Consider the following 18,069-nt stretch of genomic DNA (forward strand, 5'->3'; position numbering starts at 1 on the left):
TTTAAAGCGCACTGCCCGCGACGGCGGCGCGCATCACGCCAACCACGCCCTGCCAGTTGTTGGAGTTGTAGTGGTCGTAGGCCTCGTTATCGTCCCTGAACACCACCGAGTGGTTGTTCCACTTGGCGCTGCCGCCTTCGTTGGGGCCGCTGCCGAGGGTCAGGTCGTTGCAGAACCAGTTGCCGGGATTGCACAGATTGCTGCCCCCGCTGCCGGCCGCGGCGCCGCTGCTGTGGTACGCCACCACTTCGTCGTCCTGGCCTGGCAGGATGAAGGAGTAGGCCGTGCCCTTGGCCCCGGCGTACATGTAGAACCACACGTTGTAGGTCGTGTTGTGGTTGTACATGGCGCGCGCGGTGGTGGTCTTGAGGTCCTTGACCAGCGGTTCGGAAGTAGTCCAGGAGCCGGCGTCGGACAGTTCCGAGCCGCCGGCGGCGCCCGCCGCCGAGCGTACCCACTTGATGTTCCAGCCGGTCTGGCTGCTGCCGTCGGTATTGCCGCACTGGCCGCCGCTATTGGGCACGGCATTCTTTTTGAGGCGGCTCGATCCGCCGTAATTGGCCAGGGCGTAGCCCATCATCAGGTCGCCGGCGCTGTGGGTGGCGACGTAGCACCAGTTGGTGCCGGTGCAGTAGCAGTCGAGCGCATCGCGCACGTTGCCGTTCTGGGCGGCGATGCTGTTGTAGCCGTCCCAGTTGGCCGATTTCTTGTTGACCCCGGCGTCGGCCGTGGCCGGTCCCCAGTAGGTGAAGCTGTTGTGATTGCCGATTACGCCGCCGCCTCCGCGTCCGTTGACCCACAGGGTGTAATTGGCCGCGCTGGCGATGCTGGTGATGGCGGTGAGGGAAACCAGGCAAACCGAAATGAAGACACGCATGACATGATTCATTGACTGCTCCTTGTAGGTACGGCGGCGGAAACAGAGAACGACCGGACTCGGCCACCGACGAATCTACAGAGGGCTTATATGCATGTCAACATGGCGTGGTCAAAAAATAAAGTTTGTCGGTGAATGGAGACAAGGCGGGTGACGGGCACCGGAAACTTCACTCCAGATCAGCCAATACCTTGACGTGCGCCACCACGCTGCGGCCCAGGGCCGACAGGTTGTAGCCGCCTTCGAGGCAGCTGACGATGCGTCCGCGCGCGTACAGGCGCGCCACCGTCATGATCTGGCGCGTGATCCAGGCGTAATCGGCTTCCACCAGGCCCATGCCGCCCACATCGTCTTCGCGGTGGGCATCGAAGCCGGCCGAAATGAAGATCATGTCCGGCTTGAAGTCGTGCAGCGCCGGCAGCCAGTGTTCGGTGATCAGCTGGCGCACCACGTCGCCGCCGCTGCGCGCCGGTACCGGAATGTTCACGCTGGTGGCGCTGCGCGGTTCCGGTTCGGTGTACGGATAAAACGGATGCTGGTAAAAACTGGCCATCAGCACGCGCGGATCGTCGCGAAACGACGCGGCGGTGCCGTTGCCGTGGTGGACGTCGAAGTCGATGATCGCCACCCGTTCGAGGCCGTGCGAATCGAGCGCGTGGCGCGCCGCGATGGCCACGTTGTTAAACAGGCAGAAGCCCATCGGCTCGGTCGGCAGCGCGTGGTGGCCGGGCGGGCGAACCGCGCAGAAGGCGTTGTCGATGCTGCCGGCAATGACGGCATCGGTGGCGGCCAGCGCGGCGCCGGCGGCGCGCAGCGCGGCCTGGTAGCTGAAGGCGCACAGGGAGGTGTCGCCATCGAGCGGGTAAATATCGCCTTCGACCGTGGGCGTATTGTCGCGCACCAGGGCGATGGCTTCCGGCGTGTGATTGCGGCCGATGGCCGGAATTTCGGCCAGCGGCGCATCGCGCCGTTCGAGCAGGCCGTCGATGCGGGCCAGGATCAACTGGTCTTCGATCGCCTGCAGGCGCGCCGGGGACTCCGGGTGCCATTCGCCCATGTCGTGGCGGCGGCAGTCGGGGTGGCTGTAGATTGCTGTGCTCATGTGCGTCATTTCAAAAACGGTGTCATCAATGTTGCACCGGAAATGCCGTTCTCGCATAGAATCCTGAGAACGGGTCGTGATGACGGAATAGTCGGTGCCGATGGCGCTAATCTACCATGCCGTGCCCCTCGCGGGTGCGCGCGACCACCCACAGCACACTGTAAAGATAACCACCATGTTCAAAAAGATGCACGCCGTCGCCCGCCAGGTCAGCCAGATTGTCGTCGGCAAGGACCTGCAAGTGCGCCAGGCGCTCACCTGCCTGCTGGCCAACGGCCACCTGCTGATCGAAGACGTGCCAGGCGTCGGCAAGACCACCCTGGCCCACGCGCTGGCCATTTCGCTGGGGCTGAAATTCAACCGCGTGCAGTTCACCAGCGACCTGCTGCCGGCCGACGTGGCCGGCATCTCGGTGTACGAACGCGAAAAGAATGGCTTCGTGTTCCATCCCGGCCCGATCTTCACGCAAGTGCTGCTGGCCGATGAAATTAACCGCGCCACGCCGAAAACCCAATCGGGCCTGCTGGAGGCGATGGAAGAGCGCCAGGTGACCGCCGACGGCGTCACGCGCGCCCTGCCCTCGCCCTTCTTCGTGATCGCGACGCAAAATCCGCTGCACCAGGTGGGCACCTTCGCCCTGCCCGAGTCGCAGCTGGACCGCTTCTTGATGTGCCTCTCGCTGGGCTACCCGGACGCCGCCGCCGAACGCGCGCTGCTGATGGGCGACGACCGCCGCAGCATGCTCAAGACGCTGCCGGCGGCCATGCAGCCGGCCGAACTGACGGTGGCGCAGAAGGCGCTGCGCGAGATCCACGCCTCGGCTTCGCTGATCGACTACGTGCAGGCACTGGCGCAAGCGTCGCGCCAGAACGGCATGTTCGCTGAGGGCCTGTCGCCGCGCGCCTCGATCGCGCTGCTGCAGGCCGCGCGCGCCTGGGCCGCCATGGAAGGGCGCGACCACGTGGTGCCGGAAGATATCCAGGCGGTGCTGGTGCCGGTCTGCGCGCACCGCCTGCGTCCTTTGAAGTCGGCGCACGGGGTGGCGCTGGCCAGCCGCGACCTGGTCCTGCAGCTGCAGAAATCCGTGCCGGTGTGAGGCAATGGCGGCCTCCCTGAAGCGCTTCATCCCCGCCGCGGTACGCGCCAAGGCCGACACCTGGCTATTCCAGAAGCGCGGCGTCGATCCCGGCGAAACCCTGCTGACCCAGCGCCGCGTGTTCATCCTGCCTTCCGGCGCCGGCATGGGATTTGCCGCGCTGATCCTGATCCTGCTGATCGGCTCGATCAACTATTCGCTCGGCCTCGGTTTCGCGCTGACCTTCACCATGGGCACCTGCGCCATGGTCGACATCTACATGACCTATAAAAACATGGCGCACCTGCACCTGCGCCCGGGCCGCGCGCAGCCGGTGTTCGCCGGCGAAGTGGCGCAGTTCGAACTGCACCTGGTCAACCGCACCAAACTGGACCGCTACGCGCTGTGGGTCGACTTCATGGAAGCCGGCGAAGCGCGCCACGTGGTCGATGTGGCGGCCGGCGCGACCAGCGCCGTGGTGCTGTCGGCGCCGAGCACGGAACGCGGCTGGCTGGCGGCGCCGCGCATCCGCCTGTCCACGCGTTTTCCGCTTGGCCTGTTGCGCGCGTGGAGCTACTGGCAGCCGGATTTGAACGCGCTGGTGTATCCCTTCCCCGAAGAAAACGGGCCGCCGCTGCCGATATCGGGCGTCGAGAGCGCCGACGGCCACGGCCACGCCGGCCACGACGACTTTGCCGGCATCCGCAGCTACCAGCCGGGCGACCCGATGCGCCACATGGCCTGGCGCCAGATCGCGCGGCTCGACCCGGCCGACGGCGGCCAGCTGGTGACCAAGCATTTCGAGGGCGGCGCGGTCGACGAGCTGGTGCTCGACTTTAACGCCATGCCGTCGATCATGAACCTGGAACTGCGCCTGTCGCGCATGACGCGCTGGGTGCTCGACGCCGAACAGCGCGCCCTGCCCTACGCCTTTCGCATCGGCGCCACCGACTTCGAAGCGTCCATCGGCGAAGCGCACCAGGCGGCCTGCCTGCGCGCGCTGGCGCTGCACGGCCTGAAGGAGGCGCCATGAGCGGCGCCAGCGTGCGCGCGCCACGCGCCAGCCTGGTGCGCCTGGCCGCGCAACTACCGCGCGACAAGGCCGACACCCTGCTGCTGCTGGGCGCGGCCCTGATGGTGCTCGCGCCCCACGCCGGCCACCTGCCGCTGTGGGTGTCGAGCCTGTGCGCCCTGACCCTGCTGTGGCGTACCGTGGCCACCGTGCGCGGCACGCGCATGCCGTCCGCCTTCCTGCTGCTGCCGCTGTCGATGGCGGCCATGGCGGGCGTGTTCATGAGCTACCGCACCCTGTTCGGACGCGATGCCGGGGTGGCCATGCTGGTGCTGCTGGTCGCTTTCAAGATGCTCGAAATGCACGCCAAGCGCGACCTGTTCGTGGTGGTCTTCCTGTCGTTCTTCCTGGTGCTCACCAATTTCTTTTATTCGCAGAGCATCCTGACGGCGCTGATGATGGTCGCCTCGATCATCGCGCTGCTGACCGCGCAGCTCTCGTTCCAGTTCACCGGCAGCGTGCCGCCGCTGGGCCGGCGCCTGTGGATGGGCGCGCGCGTGTTCCTGCTGGCCGCGCCGCTGGCGCTGGTGCTGTTCTTCCTGTTCCCGCGCATCCAGGGGCCGCTGTGGGGGATGCCGAGCGACGCCCAGGGCGGGCGCACCGGCCTGTCGAACAGCATGGCGCCGGGGAATATGTCGAACCTGGCGCAGTCGGACGAGCCGGTGTTCCAGGTGCGCTTTCTCGACCCGGTGCCGCCCAAGCCGCAGCTGTACTGGCGCGGCCTGGTGATGGGCGACTTCGACGGGCGCACCTGGACCCAGCTGCGCCGGCGCCGCCTGCCCGATAACGTGTCCCTGACCGCGCGCGGAGAGCCCATCCGCTACGAACTGACCCTGGAGCCGTCGTCCAATAGCTGGCTGTTCGCGCTCGACATGCCGGACCGCCTGCCTGTCCTGAGCGGCAATTCGGTCGGCGTATCGAGCGAGCTGGAAATGGGGGCCACGCTGCCGCTCAGCAAGCGCGTACGCTACGAGCTGTCTTCGCACGTCGATTACAGCCTCGACGATGGCGACCAGCTCAACGAGCGCGCGCGCTGGCTGGCCCTGCCGCAAGGCTTCAATCCGAGGACGCTCGAAACCGGCGCGCAGATCGCGCAGATGAGCGCCGACCCGGCCGCGCGCGCCAATGCGGTGCTGGGCATGTTCACCAAGCTGCCGTTCTCGTACACGCTGCAGCCGCCGCTGCTGGGACGCGACTCGGTCGACGAATTCCTGTTCAAGACGCGCGCCGGGTTCTGCGAGCACTTCGCCAGCGCCTTCGTGGTGCTGATGCGCGCGGCCGACGTGCCGGCGCGCGTGGTGATCGGCTACCAGGGCGGCGAACTCAACCCCATCGACGGCTTCCTGATGGTGCGCCAGTCGGAAGCGCACGCCTGGGCGGAAATCTGGATCGCCGGGCGCGGCTGGCTGCGGGTCGACCCGACCGCCGCGGTGGCGCCGGAACGGGTGCAGCGCGGCCTGTCGAGCGCGCTGGCGCAGAATGCTCCCGCATTCGCCGGCCTGGGCGGCCTGCTCGATTTCGGCGGCGAGCGCAATGCGCTGCTCGAACAGTTGCGGTTTCGCATAGGGGCGATCAACAATGGCTGGAACCAGTGGGTGCTGAACTACACGCCGGATCGCCAGAGCGGCTTCCTGGACAGCCTCAAGCTGAGTCTGATGCATTGGCGCAACCTCGCCATCCTGGCCGCGATCGGCGCCGCGTTGCTGCTGTGGCGCGCGATACGCCAGCGGCGCGAGACAGACCCGGTCGATGCGCTATACTCGGCCCTGTGTCGACGGATGAGCCAGCTTGGAATGGCGCGCGCCGCCGACGAGGGCCCGAACGCGTACGCCGCCCGGCTCGCGCAAGGCACGCTGGCGCAGGACAAGCTGGCAGCCATCGAGCGCTTCCTGACGCTCTACAGCGCCCACAAATACAGTGCCCGGCCACCCGCTTCCGGGCTGGCTTCCACCCTGAAAAGTTTGCTGAACAACATTTAATGAAACTGATATCTCTCTTGCTGGCGCTGGCTGTGTCGGCAAGTCCCCTGAGCCAGGCTGCGCCTGCCAAGAAACCCGGCAAGAAAAGCGCGCACAGCCGCGTCAAGGCGGGAGCCAAGGCGCCGGCGCGCAAGATGGCGCCGCTGGTGGCCCTGCCCGTGGCGGCCGGCGCGGCTGCGGCGGCCCAGGCCGGCGACGCCATCGTGTTCAGCGAATCGGACGCGGTCAATGCCTTCGCCGACGAGCTGGCCCTGCGCCACGGTTTTCCGCGCGCCGAGCTGGGCGCGCTGATCGGCCAGATCCGCTATATCGATGCGGCGGTCCAGCTGGTCAAGCCGGCGCCCAAGGGCAAGCCCAAGAACTGGCAGAACTACAAGCGGGTGACGATCGAACCGGTCCGCATCAGGGCGGGCGTATCGTTCTGGAACCAGCACGCCGCCGTGCTGGCGCGCGCGCAGGCCGAATATGGCGTGCCGGCCGAGATTATCGTCGGCATCATCGGCGTGGAAACGATCTATGGCAGGGATACCGGGCGCTTCCGGGTGCTGGACGTGCTCACCACGCTCGCCTTTGCCTATCCCGAGGCGCCCAACCGGGCGGCGCGCATGGCGTTTTTCCGGGGCGAGCTGGAAAACGCGCTGCTGCTGGCGCGCAAGTCGAACATCGAACCGCTGTCCATGCTCGGCTCCTTCGCCGGGGCCATCGGCATGCCGCAGTTCATGCCGGGCAGCGTGCTGGCGTACGGGGTCGACTACGACAACGATGGCAACATCGACCTGCGCAACTCGGCGGTGGACGCGATCGGCAGCGTGGCCAGTTTCCTGGTCCAGCACGGCTGGCAGGCAAAGCAGAGCGGCCCGATCGTGTATCCGGCGCGCGTCTCCGACGAGCGCGTGTGGGAAAGCTTCCTCAACCAGGGCCTGGCGGCCAAATTCCGGGACGACGAGTTGCGCGCCGGCGGCGTGAGCAGCAGCGCCATCCTCCCGCCAAGCCAGCGCTATGGCTTGATCGACTTGCCCAACGGCGGCGATCCGACCGAGTACCGCATCGCCACCGATAATTTTTTCGCTATCACGCAATACAACCGCTCTTACTTTTACGCCATGTCGGTCATCGAACTGGGTCGCACCATCCGCCTGAGCCGATCGGGACAGCCCCTTGCATCCGGGGAAACTTTGTAAAAGAATCTAACGCACGGAGCGGTTTTTTGGCGCACAAGGCCTGCGCCGGACACCTCATTCTGGTCAAGAGTATCCCCACGAATATTCATTCGTGCTCCATAGAAACCCCTCTTGCGTTAATATACTCAGAAACATGTTGCTAATAAGCCAGTTCTGTTTAGAATTGTGCGGCGAAGGCATGTAAATTGTCTTACACTTAAGTTTTCTTGGAAAACAATTAGTTTTTCAGTGATTTTGTGAGAGAATTGCAATGCGGCTATGTTGCGATCAGACAACACAACCGACATCATTTTGTAATCTGTTATTGCTTTTCAGTATTAGATTACAAAACCTTGTACAATTGTGTATATTTTTTAAAAAGTGTTACCCAAGATAAATTCGCAAGCGCACTTCGACGGTGGTTGACCAGCAGCGAGAGCTCCGCGTGTTTGACTTAGCAGCACCACTCACAATAGGAATTATTGACATCATGACAAACCAAGTCGGCATTGATATGAACAGCGATTCGGACTCCGATGATCTGCTGCAATACAACCCAAATCGTTTATTGGACACGCTGATCGAAAATCTGCGTCTCAAGAACGATGCAGCCCTGTCGCGCGCGCTGGAAGTGGCGCCGCCAGTGATCTCGAAGATCCGTCACCACCGCCTGCCGGTCGGCGCCTCCCTGCTGATCCGCATGCACGAAGTAAGCGACCTGTCGATCCGCGACCTGCGCTACTTGATGGGCGACCGCCGCAACAAGTTCCGCATCAGCGACAAGCAGTTCAAGCCAAAAGAAGGCGATCCAGCGTAATAGCGGGATCGGTCGGGCCGCGCCGCACAGGCGCAGCCGGATAAGCCCATGCATTGCCCTGTGGGGGGCGGCGCACGGGAAGCACACAAAAACGCCTTCCACCATGAACGGGTCATCGACTCGTTCGCGGTGGAAGGCGTTTGTTTTTGTGCGGGGCAGCGCTGGCCCCGCCGGGAATTATGCGGGGAACACGCCGGTCGACAGGTACCGGTCGCCGCGGTCGCACACGATGAACACGATGGTGGCGTTTTCCACCGTCTGCGAGATGCGCAGGGCGATCTCGCAGGCGCCGGCGGCCGAGATGCCGCAAAAAATGCCTTCTTCGGCCGCCATGCGGCGCGCCATCTGCTCGGCCGCGGCCTGGCTCACGTTCTCGACCTGGTCGACCCTGGCCTTGTCGAAGATTTTGGGCAGATAGGCTTCGGGCCACTTGCGGATGCCCGGGATCTGCGAGCCGTCTTCCGGCTGGGCGCCGATGATCTGCACCGCCGGGTTCTGCTCCTTGAGGTACTGCGACACGCCCATGATGGTGCCGGTGGTGCCCATGGCGCTGACAAAGTGGGTGACGCCGCCGTTGGTATCGCGCCAGATCTCGGGACCGGTCGATTCGTAGTGGGCGCGCGGATTATCCAGGTTGCCGAACTGGTCGAGGATGATGCCCTTGCCGTCGCGCTGCAACTGATCGGCCATGTCGCGCGCGTATTCCATGCCGCCGGTCTTGGGCGTGAGGATGATCTGGGCGCCGTAGGCGGCCATGCTCTGGCGCCGTTCGATCGAGAGGTATTCGGGCATGAGCAGCAGCATCTTGTAGCCGCGGATGGCCGCCGCCATCGCCAGCGCGATGCCGGTGTTGCCGCTGGTCGCTTCGATCAGGGTGTCGCCCGGCTTGATCTGGCCGCGTTCTTCGGCGCGGCGCAGCATCGACATGGCGGCGCGGTCCTTGACCGAACCGGCCGGATTATCGCCTTCCATCTTGCCGAGGATGATGTTGTTGCGGGCTTCCGCATCGGCGCCCGGCAGGCGCACCAGGCGCACCAGCGGGGTGTTGCCGATCGTATCTTCGATGGTCATGTAGGGCATGGGCTACTCTTTGCAGTTCGACAAAACACCATTCTAATCCACGATGCTCTTGTGCGTTTGAGACAGGGTCGCTTGCAGCCGGCCAGCTGCTAGACTGACAGCTGTTCCCCTCACCAGAGCCGACTTCCCATGAGCACCCTGCCCGCCCCTGACTTTATTCCCGACAACAGCATCAACGAGCGCTTCGAGAGTTCGATGAGCAAATACGAGTCGCGCCGCGACCAGATGTTTCCTGTGCTGACAGAGGCCGACATCGCGCGCCTGCGCCGCTTCGGCAGCGAGGGACGCTGGCACGACGGCGACGCCATTTTCGTGGCGGGCGGCGGCAATCCGGGAATGATGATCGTGCTGGCGGGCGAAGTGCGCATCAGCCAGCGCGATGGCATGGGCAACAGCCACCGGATCGTCGACCACGGCCCCGGCCACTTCACGGCCGACGTCGGACAATTGTCGGGCAGCCCGGCGCTGGTGAGCGCGCACGCGGTCGGCACGGTCGACGCGCTGATCGTCACGCCCGACGCGCTGCGCGCGCTGGTGGTGGCCGAAGCGGAGCTGGGCGAGCGCATCATGCGGGCCTTGATTTTGCGGCGCGTGGGCCTGATCGAAGCGGGCACAAGCGCGCCGGTGCTGGTCGGCCCGCCCGGCAGCGCCGACCTGTTCCGCCTGCAGACTTTTTTGACCAGCAACGGCCAACCGCACATGGTGCTCGATCCGGCCACCAGCCCGAACGCCGAGGCGCTGATCCGCATGTACCAGCCCGGCCCGCACGAACTGCCGCTGGTGGTGTGCCCGGACGGCGTGGTCAAGAAAAATCCCAGCCTGACCGAGCTGGGTCGCTGCCTCGGCATGCTGCCCGAGCTGGACCCGGACAAGGTATTTGACGTACTGGTGGTGGGGGCCGGGCCGTCCGGACTGGCGACGGCGGTGTATGCGGCCTCGGAAGGCTTGTCGGTGCTGGTGGTGGAAAACCGCGCGTTCGGCGGCCAGGCCGGCGCCAGCGCGCGCATCGAAAACTACCTCGGCTTCCCGACCGGGATTTCGGGCCGCGCGCTGGCCGGACGGGCCTTCGTGCAATCGCAAAAATTCGGCGCGCAGGTGGCCATTCCGGCTGCTGCCGACAAGCTGCTGTGCGACCAGTATCCGCTGCGCCTGTCGCTGGCCGGCGGCGGCCAGGTGCAGGCGCGCGCGGTGGTGCTGGCGTGCGGGGCGCGCTACCGCAAGCCGGACCTGGCCGACCTGGCCACGTACGAAGGCTGCGGCGTGTATTACTGGGCCTCGCCGCTGGAAGGCCGGCAGTGCCAGGGCGAAGACGTGGTGCTGGTCGGCGGCGGCAATTCGGCCGGGCAGGCCGCCGTGTTTTTGTCGGGGCATGCGAAGACGGTGCACATGCTGATCCGCGGGGCCGGGCTGGCGGCGAGCATGTCGAGTTACCTGATCGAGCGGATTGCGGCGACGCCGAATATCGTGCTGCACACGCATACCAGATTGATCAAGTTGGAAGGCGATGGGCAACGGCTGACGGGCGTGCGCTGGCAGCGTCGCGACGAGGCCGAAGAAAGCCACGCGGTGCGCAGCGTGTTTTTGTTCGTGGGGGCCGATCCGAATTCGGGCTGGCTGGAGGATTGCGGCGTGCAGGTCGACCAGCATGGGTTCGTGATGACGGGCACCGATGTGATGATGGCGCGCTGCAGGGTGACGGGCCAGATGCTCAATACCGATGGGACGCTGCACGGGCATCTGGAAACCACGGTGCCGGGGGTGTTTGCGATTGGCGATGTGCGCGCGGGGTCAACCAAGCGGGTCGCCGCAGCCGTGGGAGAAGGCGCGGCGGTGGTGGCGCAGTTGCATGCGTATTTGGCGGTGAAGTAGACGCTGTAGTTACCGCTATCCTGAAAACCGTCGTTCCCGCGAAGGCGGGAACCCAAGTTCATGCCGATGCCTGTGGCGGATCAATAAACTTGGGTTCCCGCCTTCGCGGGAACGACGGAACTAATTGTAGCGAGCGCGTTAAGTGCACATCAGCGCAGCGGCGTCGGATACGTCGCCACGCTCACATTCCCATCCTTATCCACCGCCTGCACGCCGAAGAAGTAATTATCCTTCGACAGCTTCACCGTCGCCTCGGTCACATTCCCCACGAATAAAGATCCCTGCCACTGCGCGGCGGTGGTCTCGCGCCAGACGATGCGGTAGCCTGCCAGATCGGGCTCACCGTTGGCCTGCCACACCAGCGAGGAATCGTTCTCCAGCTTCGCGGTGCGCATCTGCACCTTCTGCGGCGCGCCCGGGGCTAGCGACAGCGTCGCCAGCGCCGCCGCGTTCACCCGCGTCACGCGCGCGATGTAGTTGTAGTCGTTGAACTCGGGCAGATCGCCATACTGCAGCGTGCCTTCCTTGCGCACGTTCTGGTGCTGGTGCGTGAAGTCTTCGTTCGGCTCCGTGAAGCGCAGCGCCGGATAGCCGCGCTCCAGGAACGGCATATGGTCGCCGCCGCGCAGATACCGGTCGCGCCGCTGGATCACGTTCACCGTAAAGCCAGGCACGTAGCGCTCCCCCACTTCCTTCACATGGCGCGCCAGCTGGCGCGAGGTCGAATCGTTTTCTCCGCCGGTGGCCAGCAGGGCGCGGCTCGTTTCGCTGTTCTCCTTGGTCGCCGGGACCGATTCGGCGAACAAGCGCACCTGCTTGTCGTCCACGCGGCCGTCGTCGGCGCGCGAGCTGCCGATGATATCGTTGGTGAACATGCCCTGCAGGTTCAGGTTCTTCAGCCTTGCCTGTTCGGCCCAATGCGCGGCGCCCAGCAAACCCTGCTCCTCCGCCGCCACCGCCATGAAGACGATGGTCGCGTCGAACTTGTGGCGCGCCATGACGCAGGCCATTTCCATCACAGCCGCGGTGCCGGAAGCGTCGTCGTTGGCGCCGGGCGAGTCGCCCGTCGCATCCATGATGTCGGTATTGCGCGAGTCGTAGTGACCGCTGACAACGTAAATGCGCTCTTTCGACGCCGGCTGCGTGCCGGGCAGGGTCGCCACGATGTTGACGATTTCAGTCGGGCGCGAAATGCGCGCCGATACCGGCGTGACATGGCTGTCGAAGCTCACCTGCAGGCGTCCGCCGGCAGCGGCGCCGCAACGTTCCAGTTCGGCCTTGATCCAGCGCCGCGCGGCGCCGATGCCGACCGTGTCGGAGACGGTGTCGGACATGGTGTGGCGCGTCTTGAAGCCCACCAGCTTGCGCACGTGCGCTTCGATACGCTGCGGCGAAATGTCGCCGACGATCTTGTCGATCTGCGGCTGGCGGCGCGCAATGTCGGGGCTCGCGGGGGCTTGCGCGGCGCAGGCGCCGGCAGCGGCGGCGATCAGGGTGGCCAGCAGGGATTTGGTGAACGGGACAGATGCCATGAGGGGTCCTTTGCGACGGGCGACGGGTGAATGGGCGCCGTCATCTTCTCACGACCCGGCGCGCGCAAGTGCGTCCATACAGCGAAAAAACTTTGCCCGCGCCGCGCGTGCGCCCATGAAAAAACCCCGCGGCATAACGGCGGGGTTTTTGGCAAACCACGCAACACTTACATCTTGGCCGGAGCCGCCGCCGGTTTGGCGGCTGGAGCCGGTTTGCCCGCGGCAGCAGGCGCCTTGGCGGCGCCGGCGCCGTCAAACGGCTTGCCCGCTACCTGCAGCCCCGCCTGCGACAGCTTGGCGGCGCGCTTGTCGCCCACGCCCTTGACGCGCTTGGAAAAGTCGGCCCAGTCCTTGAACTCGCCGCCCTTGGTGCGCTCCTCCAGGATCAGCTTGGAGGTGGAGGGCCCGACGCCCTTCACACTGTCGAGTGCGGCTGCGTCCGCCTTGTTCACGTCGACCTGGGCAAACGCCATGCTCATCGCGGCCACCAGCGCTGCAACTGCAAGCATCAATTTACGGATCATGTTGTGTCTCCATCAGATTGTAGGGACGCGGTTGCGCCCCCAACAAGCTAACGGACGATGCAGCACAATGTTGACCGCTCCGATTGAGCGTTATCAGAACAGCAAAATGCCATTCGTGTAGGCAGACTCGGCGCTGGCTGACAGGCGGAACATTACAGGCCGAACAGTTCCTCGCGCGTCACGGTCGCAGTGCCGAGCTTGCCTACGACGATGCCGCCGGCGCGGTTCGCCGTCATGATGGCGTCGGCCATCGGCATGCCGGCGCCCAGCATCGAGGCCATGGTCGCGATGACGGTGTCGCCGGCGCCGGAGACATCGAACACTTCGCGCGCGTCGGCGTGCATGTGCAGCACTTCGCTGGCGGTGTACAAACTCATGCCCTCCTCCGAGCGCGTGAGCAGCAGCGCATCGAGGCGCAATTCGGCGCGCAGGGCCTGGGCCTTGGCGGTGAGCTGGTCCTCGGACGACCAGCTGCCGACGATGCGGCGGAACTCCGACTTGTTCGGCGTGAGCACGGTGGCGCCGGCATAGCGCGAAAAATCGTCGCCCTTGGGGTCGACCATGACGACCTTGCCGGCCGCGCGGCCCGCCTCGATCATGTGCGCCACATTCACCAGGCTGCCCTTGTTGTAGTCCGACAGGATCACCACATCGTAATCGGGCAGCAGTGCATTGAACTGGGTGAGCTTGTCGCGCAGGACGGTATCGGTGGGCGCATCCTCGAAATCGATGCGCAGCAGCTGCTGCTGGCGGCCGATGACGCGCAGCTTGATGATGGTGGAAATGGCCGGGTCGCGCTGCAGGTAGCTGTCGATGCGCGACTCGGCCAGCAGCTGCGCCACCTGCTCGCCCGCTTCGTCGGCGCCGACCACGCCCAGGAGGCCGCAGCGCGCGCCAAGAGCGGCCGCATTGCGCGCCACGTTGGCGGCGCCGCCCAGGCGCTCTTCGCGCTTTTCGATGCGCACGATCGGCACCGGCGCTTCCGGCGAGATGCGGCTGACATCGCCGAACCAGTAGCGGTCCAGCATCACGTCGCCGACGACCAGGATGCGCACCGCGGCCAGGTCGGGCGCGGCGATGAAGGGATGGCTGTCGGCGCTGAGCAGGCGCGCGGGAGTGGCGGTGTGATTGGTCATCGTGATCGAATACGTTTAGTTCATGACATTGAGTTCTTCGGTGCGGCGCGGCGGGTAGGTCTCCCAGCGGCTGCATCCCGGGCACTGCCAGTAAAATTGGCGCGCCTTGAAGCCGCAGTGGCTGCACTGGTAGCGCGCCAGCTTCTGGGTGTAGCCGCGCACCAGGTTCTTCACCATCGACAGCTCCTCCCAGACATCGGCCGGCGCGTCCATCAGGCGCGCTTCGAGCAGCTTGTCGAGGCCGAGCAGGGTCGGATTGCGGCGCAGTTCCTCGATCATCAGCTGCTTGGCCGCGTCCACGCCATCGAGTTCGATGACGGCCTTGAACACCACTTCGATCAGGTCGATCGAGGACGCTTCGGCCAGGTAGGAGCGCAGCAGGTTCACGCCTTCCTGCGGGCGGCCAACCTTGCGGTAGCCATCCATCAGGCGCTGCGCGACCAGGGCCACGTGCGGCACGCTTTGCTGCTCGACGCGGCGCCAGGTGACCAGCGCGCCTTCGGCGTCGCCCTTGACCAGCTGGGCGTCGCCGGTCAGCAGGGTCGCGCGCACGTTCTTGCGGTCCGCGTGCAGGGCTTTGTCGAGCAGCGCGAGGGCATCGTCGGTGTGCATGTGGACCAGCGCATCCTGGGCCAGCTCGCAGTAGAACTGGGCGATTTCCTTCTGGCGCGCGCCGGCGCCGGACTCCTGCAGGCCGAGCGCCGCTTCGATCGCGCGCGGCCACTCCTTTTCACGCTGGTAGATTTCGAGCAGGGCGCGGCGCGCCTGGGCGCCGTAGGAGGTTTCGAGCAGCAGGTTGAAGGTTTCCTCGGCGCGGTCGAGCAGGCCGGCCTTGAGATAATCCATGCCCAGTTCGTACTGGCCGTGGGCTTTCTCGTCGGCCGGCAGGTCGGGGCGCGAGAGCAGGTTCTGGTGGACGCGGATGGCGCGCTCGATCTCGCCGCGGCGGCGGAACAGGTTGCCGAGGGCGAAGTGCATCTCGACCGTTTCCGGATCGAGCTTGACGATATCGATGAAGGCATCGATAGCCTTGTCGGGCTGCTCGTTGAGCAGGAAATTCAAGCCGCGAAAGTACCCACGCGGCAAGGTGCGCGATTCGGAGAGCAGTTGCTTGATGTCGACGCGCGCGGCGATCCATCCCAGGGCGAAAAACAATGGGATGCCAAGCAACATCCAGATTTCAAATTCCATGCGGTTCTTTTTGTTGGTTTTTCAGATGGGTTACTGCTGGGTGTTGACGCTGTCCGGCTGCGGCTGGGACACATTGGTACGCGCCACGGTTTGCAGGGCGACGATGGTGTTCTTGTGTTTTGACGTTTCGCGGCGGTGGCGGAACACGGTGGGCGTGACAGCCAGGATGCCGAGGGCGGCGCCGGCCACGAAAAAGCCCAGCAGCATCAGCACCAGGGGGCCGCGCAGTTCGTAATTCAGGAAAAAGTGCAGATCGACTTCCTGGGTATTCTTCAGCGCGAAGCCGAAAAACAGGATAAACAGAATAAATCCAACGATGGTGGATACAAATTTCATCAGCCAGGTCCAGTCTGAAAAGGTCGCAAGTGTCGCATATTACACCAAAACGACGGCCTCCCGGCCGTCGCCCCCGCGCAAGGCGGGGGCCTATAGCACCTATGAGCAAAGGTGCTATGGATCCCCGCCTGCGCGGGGAGTCGATTCTGCTAATGGCAGGATCGACGGCACAGACGAAAAAAAACGGCATCCAAGGATGCCGTTCTTCTGTGTCGACAAACGACTCAGTCTTCAATAATCGGCTGCCCGACCATCGCATCTACCCGTTCGCGCAATTGCTTGCCCGGCTTGAAGTGCGGTACCCGTTTTTCGGGAACCATCACCTTGTCGCCGGACTTGGGATTGCGTCCGATGCGCGGCGGCCGGCTGTTCAGGGCAAAACTGCCGAAACCACGGATCTCGATGCGCTGACCAGTCGCCAAGGCGTTGGTCATGGCATCGAGAATGGTCTTGACAGCGTACTCCGCATCCTTGGCCACCAGCTGAGAATAGCGCTCAGCCAGGCGGTTAATCAACTCGGACTTCGTCATCTGTCGATTCCGAGTGTCTTAGTTCTTGTTGTCGAACTTAGCTTTCAACAGTGCGCCCAGGCTGGTGGTGCCCGATGCTGCATTGTTGTCGGAGGACGAAGCCATCTTCTGCATCGCTTCCTGGGTCTCGACATTGTCTTTCGCTTTGATCGACAGCTGGATGCTGCGCGCTTTGCGGTCAATGTTGATAACCAGAGCTTCAACCGAATCGCCAACCTTCAGGTGGGTACCGGCATCTTCAACGCGGTCGCGCGAGATTTCGGAAGCACGCAGGTAGCCTTCAACTTCTTCGGACAGCTGGATGACAGCGCCCTTAGGCTCGACCGACTTGACCGTACCCGTTACCAGGGAGCCTTTGTCGTTCATTGCAGCGAAGTTGTTGAATGGGTCGCCTTCGAGTTGCTTGACACCCAGGGAAACGCGCTCGCGCTCGACGTCGATCGCCAGAACGATGGCTTCCAGTTCGTCGCCCTTTTTGAAACGGCGGACAGCTTCTTCGCCGGTTTCGGTCCAGGACAGGTCGGACAGGTGCACCAGACCATCGATGTTGCCGGCCAGGCCGATGAACACGCCGAAGTCGGTGATCGACTTGATCGCGCCGCGGACTTTGTCGCCCTTCTTGTGGGTAACGCCGAAGTCATCCCATGGATTCGCTTTGCACTGCTTCATGCCCAGCGAAATACGGCGACGCTCTTCGTCGATCTCGAGAACCATGACTTCCACTTCGTCGCCCAGCTGCACAACTTTGTTTGGTGCCACATTCTTGTTGGTCCAGTCCATTTCGGAAACGTGAACCAGACCTTCGATACCCTGCTCAACTTCCACGAACGCGCCGTAGTCGGTGAGGTTCGTTACTTTGCCGAACAGACGGGTGCTTTGTGGGTAACGACGGGACAGACCGGTCCAAGGATCGTCGCCCAGTTGCTTCACGCCCAGCGAAACACGGTTCTTTTCCTGATCGTACTTCAGGACTTTGGCGGTGATTTCCTGGCCAACGGTCAGCACTTCCGATGGGTGACGCACACGACGCCATGCCAGATCGGTGATGTGCAGCAGGCCGTCGATACCGCCCAGATCCACGAACGCGCCGTAGTCGGTGATGTTCTTGACGACGCCGGTAACCACGGTGCCTTCTTTCAGCGTTTCCATCAGTTTCTGACGCTCTTCGCCCATCGACGCTTCGATGACGGCGCGGCGGGACAGAACCACGTTGTTACGCTTACGGTCGAGCTTGATGACCTTGAATTCCAGGGTCTTGCCTTCGAACGGGGTGGTGTCCTTGACAGGACGGGTGTCGACCAGCGAACCCGGCAGGAACGCGCGGATGCCGTTGGTCAGAACGGTCAGGCCGCCCTTGACTTTGCCATTGACGGTACCGACGACGATCTCGCCCGATTCCATGGCTTTTTCCAGAGCCAGCCACGATGCCAGGCGTTTTGCCTTGTCGCGCGACAGGATGGTGTCGCCGAAACCGTTTTCCAGCGATTCAATCGCTACGGAAACGAAATCGCCGACTTGAACTTCCAGTTCGCCCTGGTCGTTCTTGAATTCTTCGATAGGAATGAAAGCTTCGGATTTGAGGCCAGCGTTCACGATCACGAAATTGTGGTCGAGACGCACGACTTCAGCGGAAATAACTTCGCCGGAGCGCATATCTTGGCGCGACAACGATTCCTCGAAGAGCGCTGCAAAACTTTCCATACCGGTTGCTTCAGTTGTTGCTGTTGACATAGTTTGTACACGAGTTAGCCAGCAGAGATCGCACCATGCGACTTAAACTGGGTTATAG

At 64.0% G+C, this 18,069-nt stretch carries 16 protein-coding genes; 6 read left to right on the top strand and 10 right to left on the bottom strand.

Annotated features, from left to right (window positions below; genetic code table 11):
• Window position 1 precedes the first annotated feature (1 nt).
• Window positions 2-889, bottom strand: a complete 888-nt coding sequence (locus CR152_RS31860) for a hypothetical protein (RefSeq protein WP_208640235.1) — start codon at window positions 887-889, stop codon at window positions 2-4.
• Between the two features lie 157 nt (window positions 890-1,046).
• Window positions 1,047-1,979 (bottom strand): histone deacetylase family protein, encoded by a 933-nt coding sequence (locus tag CR152_RS31865; protein ID WP_099881744.1) that lies wholly within the window; start codon window positions 1,977-1,979, stop codon window positions 1,047-1,049.
• A gap of 175 nt (window positions 1,980-2,154) precedes the next feature.
• Between CR152_RS31865 and CR152_RS31870 the strand changes: the two genes are divergently transcribed.
• The 5 genes from CR152_RS31870 to CR152_RS31890 all read left to right on the top strand — a co-directional run bounded on the left by CR152_RS31870 (window position 2,155) and on the right by CR152_RS31890 (window position 8,082).
• Window positions 2,155-3,075 carry an AAA family ATPase gene (locus CR152_RS31870; RefSeq protein ID WP_099881746.1) on the top strand — a complete coding sequence of 307 codons (921 nt, stop codon included), beginning with the start codon at window positions 2,155-2,157 and terminating at the stop codon, window positions 3,073-3,075.
• A 4-nt stretch (window positions 3,076-3,079) separates the two neighbouring features.
• A complete protein-coding gene (locus tag CR152_RS31875) occupies window positions 3,080-4,087 on the top strand; it encodes a DUF58 domain-containing protein (RefSeq protein WP_099881747.1) in 1,008 nt (335 codons plus the stop codon).
• A complete protein-coding gene (locus tag CR152_RS31880; RefSeq protein WP_099881749.1) occupies window positions 4,084-6,105 on the top strand; it encodes a transglutaminase TgpA family protein in 2,022 nt (673 codons plus the stop codon). Before CR152_RS31875 ends, CR152_RS31880 begins: the two co-directional genes overlap by 4 nt.
• Window positions 6,105-7,286: a lytic murein transglycosylase B gene (mltB, locus tag CR152_RS31885; protein ID WP_099881751.1), complete on the top strand. Its 1,182-nt coding sequence runs from the start codon at window positions 6,105-6,107 to the stop codon at window positions 7,284-7,286. The genes CR152_RS31880 and mltB overlap by 1 nt, the downstream gene beginning before the upstream one ends.
• 469 nt (window positions 7,287-7,755) lie before the next feature.
• The gene (locus tag CR152_RS31890) at window positions 7,756-8,082 is read left to right on the top strand and encodes a hypothetical protein (RefSeq protein ID WP_054266941.1); all 327 of its coding nucleotides are present in this window, start codon (window positions 7,756-7,758) and stop codon (window positions 8,080-8,082) included.
• A 177-nt stretch (window positions 8,083-8,259) separates the two neighbouring features.
• Here CR152_RS31890 and cysM read toward each other — a convergent pair whose 3' ends face one another.
• Entirely contained in the window at window positions 8,260-9,162 is a 903-nt protein-coding gene (cysM, locus tag CR152_RS31895) for a cysteine synthase CysM (RefSeq protein WP_099881753.1), read from the bottom strand.
• A gap of 129 nt (window positions 9,163-9,291) precedes the next feature.
• Between cysM and CR152_RS31900 the strand changes: the two genes are divergently transcribed.
• Window positions 9,292-11,031, top strand: a complete 1,740-nt coding sequence (locus CR152_RS31900; RefSeq protein WP_099881755.1) for an FAD-dependent oxidoreductase — start codon at window positions 9,292-9,294, stop codon at window positions 11,029-11,031.
• Between the two features lie 149 nt (window positions 11,032-11,180).
• On the opposite strand, the gene CR152_RS31905 is transcribed toward CR152_RS31900, so the two are convergent.
• The 7 genes from CR152_RS31905 to rpsA all read right to left on the bottom strand — a co-directional run bounded on the left by CR152_RS31905 (window position 11,181) and on the right by rpsA (window position 18,011).
• A complete protein-coding gene (locus CR152_RS31905) occupies window positions 11,181-12,563 on the bottom strand; it encodes a M20/M25/M40 family metallo-hydrolase (protein WP_099881756.1) in 1,383 nt (460 codons plus the stop codon).
• A 167-nt stretch (window positions 12,564-12,730) separates the two neighbouring features.
• On the bottom strand, window positions 12,731-13,087 hold the full coding sequence (locus CR152_RS31910; RefSeq protein ID WP_099881758.1) for a ComEA family DNA-binding protein: 357 nt from the start codon (window positions 13,085-13,087) through the stop codon (window positions 12,731-12,733).
• Window positions 13,088-13,239: 152 nt separating this feature from the next.
• Window positions 13,240-14,223 carry a D-glycero-beta-D-manno-heptose-7-phosphate kinase gene (gene rfaE1 / locus CR152_RS31915; RefSeq protein WP_099881760.1) on the bottom strand — a complete coding sequence of 328 codons (984 nt, stop codon included), beginning with the start codon at window positions 14,221-14,223 and terminating at the stop codon, window positions 13,240-13,242.
• Window positions 14,224-14,238: 15 nt separating this feature from the next.
• A complete protein-coding gene (lapB, locus tag CR152_RS31920; protein ID WP_099881762.1) occupies window positions 14,239-15,414 on the bottom strand; it encodes a lipopolysaccharide assembly protein LapB in 1,176 nt (391 codons plus the stop codon).
• Window positions 15,415-15,444: 30 nt separating this feature from the next.
• Window positions 15,445-15,750, bottom strand: coding sequence for a LapA family protein (locus tag CR152_RS31925; protein ID WP_099881765.1), 306 nt, complete (start codon window positions 15,748-15,750; stop codon window positions 15,445-15,447).
• Between the two features lie 224 nt (window positions 15,751-15,974).
• The gene (locus CR152_RS31930) at window positions 15,975-16,280 is read right to left on the bottom strand and encodes an integration host factor subunit beta (protein WP_008446215.1); all 306 of its coding nucleotides are present in this window, start codon (window positions 16,278-16,280) and stop codon (window positions 15,975-15,977) included.
• A gap of 18 nt (window positions 16,281-16,298) precedes the next feature.
• Entirely contained in the window at window positions 16,299-18,011 is a 1,713-nt protein-coding gene (gene rpsA / locus CR152_RS31935; RefSeq protein WP_267876255.1) for a 30S ribosomal protein S1, read from the bottom strand.
• Between the last annotated feature and the right edge of the window lie 58 nt (window positions 18,012-18,069).

This window comes from Massilia violaceinigra (assembly GCF_002752675.1).
GTDB classification, from domain to species: domain Bacteria; phylum Pseudomonadota; class Gammaproteobacteria; order Burkholderiales; family Burkholderiaceae_D; genus Telluria_A; species Telluria_A violaceinigra.

Excerpts from the sequence above, each read along its gene's own strand:
- CR152_RS31930 (WP_008446215.1), bottom strand. The coding sequence starts at position 16,280 with ATGACGAAGTCCGAGTTGATTAACCGCCTGGCTGAGCGCTATTCTCAG.
- lapB (WP_099881762.1), bottom strand. The coding sequence starts at position 15,414 with ATGGAATTTGAAATCTGGATGTTGCTTGGCATCCCATTGTTTTTCGCC.
- CR152_RS31905 (WP_099881756.1), bottom strand. The coding sequence starts at position 12,563 with ATGGCATCTGTCCCGTTCACCAAATCCCTGCTGGCCACCCTGATCGCC.
- CR152_RS31875 (WP_099881747.1), top strand. The coding sequence starts at position 3,080 with ATGGCGGCCTCCCTGAAGCGCTTCATCCCCGCCGCGGTACGCGCCAAG.
- CR152_RS31870 (WP_099881746.1), top strand. The coding sequence starts at position 2,155 with ATGTTCAAAAAGATGCACGCCGTCGCCCGCCAGGTCAGCCAGATTGTC.
- CR152_RS31880 (WP_099881749.1), top strand. The coding sequence starts at position 4,084 with ATGAGCGGCGCCAGCGTGCGCGCGCCACGCGCCAGCCTGGTGCGCCTG.
- CR152_RS31890 (WP_054266941.1), top strand. The coding sequence starts at position 7,756 with ATGACAAACCAAGTCGGCATTGATATGAACAGCGATTCGGACTCCGAT.
- CR152_RS31910 (WP_099881758.1), bottom strand. The coding sequence starts at position 13,087 with ATGATCCGTAAATTGATGCTTGCAGTTGCAGCGCTGGTGGCCGCGATG.
- CR152_RS31865 (WP_099881744.1), bottom strand. The coding sequence starts at position 1,979 with ATGAGCACAGCAATCTACAGCCACCCCGACTGCCGCCGCCACGACATG.
- rfaE1 (WP_099881760.1), bottom strand. The coding sequence starts at position 14,223 with ATGACCAATCACACCGCCACTCCCGCGCGCCTGCTCAGCGCCGACAGC.
- CR152_RS31860 (WP_208640235.1), bottom strand. The coding sequence starts at position 889 with ATGAATCATGTCATGCGTGTCTTCATTTCGGTTTGCCTGGTTTCCCTC.
- CR152_RS31925 (WP_099881765.1), bottom strand. The coding sequence starts at position 15,750 with ATGAAATTTGTATCCACCATCGTTGGATTTATTCTGTTTATCCTGTTT.
- cysM (WP_099881753.1), bottom strand. The coding sequence starts at position 9,162 with ATGCCCTACATGACCATCGAAGATACGATCGGCAACACCCCGCTGGTG.
- rpsA (WP_267876255.1), bottom strand. The coding sequence starts at position 18,011 with ATGTCAACAGCAACAACTGAAGCAACCGGTATGGAAAGTTTTGCAGCG.
- mltB (WP_099881751.1), top strand. The coding sequence starts at position 6,105 with ATGAAACTGATATCTCTCTTGCTGGCGCTGGCTGTGTCGGCAAGTCCC.
- CR152_RS31900 (WP_099881755.1), top strand. The coding sequence starts at position 9,292 with ATGAGCACCCTGCCCGCCCCTGACTTTATTCCCGACAACAGCATCAAC.